The organism is Aneurinibacillus terranovensis DSM 18919, assembly GCF_000430625.1.
GTDB lineage: Bacteria > Bacillota > Bacilli > Aneurinibacillales > Aneurinibacillaceae > Aneurinibacillus_B > Aneurinibacillus_B terranovensis.
The window spans coordinates 1-1,498 of record NZ_AUMJ01000115.1 but is presented as its reverse complement, the minus strand read 5'-3'; the positions used below and the strand labels follow the sequence as shown (position 1 = coordinate 1,498).

Here is a 1,498-nt window from a genome sequence, read left to right as displayed (position 1 = left end):
AAATCCCCCAAGGTCTTATAGACATCTACAGGCAGAGCGGGATGACCAGAGGTGAAAAGAAAAAGAACAATATAACCACCTCGTACAATTGATTAGGGTGTGTTCGGGAATGAATTGAAAATTTTTTTCTATGGGAAGACATTTTTTCTTTTTATTAATATAATGAGTATATAAGTATATGCTCATATAGGTGGTGGCTTGATGATTGAACCTGCTCAAGAAACTTGTTGCAACACGATTCATCAAGATGCAATACACGAATGCGTGGAACAACTTGAACAAACTGTTATTGAAAATTTATCCAATACCTTTAAGACACTTGCAGACCCAACACGTTTGCGGATTTTGCACAATTTATCAAGAAGGGAATTGTGTGTTTGTGATTTGACTGAAATTCTTGGAATGACTCAACCCGCTGTTTCCCACCAATTACGGTTTTTAAAAGCATTACGTATAGTGAAATGCAGAAGAGATGGAAACACGATTTATTATACTTGTGATGATGCACATGTTATCGATCTCTTACAGATGGCTTTAGACCATGCTGTTCATACGAAGAAAGAAAGAGGGGAATAAAGTGTCCTCACACGCTCTATCAGTAAAAAAAGGTGTTAGCATTGAGATAATATCTATATTTTGGATGATTGTCGAAGCGGTAGTGGCCATTGGTTCAGGAGTCATTGCTCATTCGTTATCCTTGGTGGCATTTGGTGCTGACAGTATCATCGAATTAATTGCGGGTGGGGTTCTTTTATGGCGTTTGGTTATTGAAGCCCGTGGTGCAAGTCTGACACAAGTGGAACAAGCGGAGAAGAAATCATCATGGGTGGTTGGAATTGCCCTTCTCTTGTTAGCACTTTATATTGTGATTGCATCAATAGATAAATTGGTAACACATCAAGGGGCAGAATCAAGTTTTTGGGGAATTGGTCTTTCTTTAGCTTCTGGTATCATTATGCCGATACTTTCCCGCTCGAAGAAGAAAATCGGTAATAAAATAGGTAGTAAAGCACTTCGAGCAGACGGTGCATGTAGCATTGTTTGTGCTTATATGGCATGGACGGTTCTTCTTGGCACTGTTCTGAATGCGTTGGTTGGCTGGTGGTGGATTGACTCGATAGCATCTTTAGGGTTGGTATATATTGTTGTCAAAGAAGGATTGGAAGCAGTTCAGGAAGCAAAAGGTGTACCCGATACCTGAGGTTGCCATTAATTGAGTCTCGGTGAGACTTATAACAAAGGGGATTGTATAAAATGTGCAATCCTTCTTTTATTTATCATGTCAATTCAATTGTTTCCCCAGTGGTCACAAGGGCATATTAAAAAAGGTTTTAACCTCAAAATAGAAATGGAACTCATAATTTCTTATTTAGCCCCTGAATCCTTAATCCTTATCCCTACTATGTGAAGAAACAATAAACTCTTGCAAGTACAATAAACCCCTGAAATCGGAATAATAAAGTCCTGAAAAAAGCGGGATTCAAAGCGGGATAAAAAA

At 38.7% G+C, this 1,498-nt stretch carries 2 protein-coding genes; both read left to right on the top strand.

Going from position 1 to position 1,498, the window contains the following annotated elements; translation table 11 throughout:
• The first annotated feature begins 201 nt into the window (after positions 1-201).
• Complete coding sequence (locus tag H525_RS0115460; RefSeq protein WP_027416915.1) at positions 202-576, top strand: ArsR/SmtB family transcription factor; 375 nt, start codon at positions 202-204, stop codon at positions 574-576.
• On the top strand, positions 542-1,201 hold the full coding sequence (locus tag H525_RS0115455; protein ID WP_245590497.1) for a cation efflux transmembrane domain-containing protein: 660 nt from the start codon (positions 542-544) through the stop codon (positions 1,199-1,201). The genes H525_RS0115460 and H525_RS0115455 overlap by 35 nt, the downstream gene beginning before the upstream one ends.
• Positions 1,202-1,498 lie beyond the last annotated feature (297 nt).